The sequence below is a fragment of the Pseudomonas sp. S32 genome (genome assembly GCF_016648095.1).
Lineage (GTDB): Bacteria > Pseudomonadota > Gammaproteobacteria > Pseudomonadales > Pseudomonadaceae > Aquipseudomonas > Aquipseudomonas parafulva.
Window position 1 is genome coordinate 1 of record NZ_JACVVF010000126.1, and the last position, 237, is coordinate 237.

Sequence of the window (237 nt, forward strand, 5' to 3'; positions counted from 1 at the left end):
GCCTCGCTGTATCGCTGACCTGTTTTGCGAAGGCTGAACTGACCATGCTTCTGAAAACTGGAAACCCAGCGTCGCAGCAGACTGACGTCTACAGCGAAGCGCCGAGCTACCGTTCTGAAACCTTTGTCGCCCTCCAGGTAGGCCTGGACCGCGATGAGCTTGAATGGATCAGAGTACTTGCTCATGTGAACACCTCAAAAATTGGATAGGTGTCCAACTTTTGTGGGGCAGTCCATC

At 53.2% G+C, this 237-nt stretch carries 1 protein-coding gene; it reads right to left on the reverse strand.

Annotated features, from left to right (window positions below; genetic code table 11):
* Nucleotides 1–185 (reverse strand): transposase (locus IAE38_RS24445; protein ID WP_201219591.1); only part of this gene is annotated, 185 nt, incomplete at its 3' end.
* Between the last annotated feature and the right edge of the window lie 52 nt (nucleotides 186–237).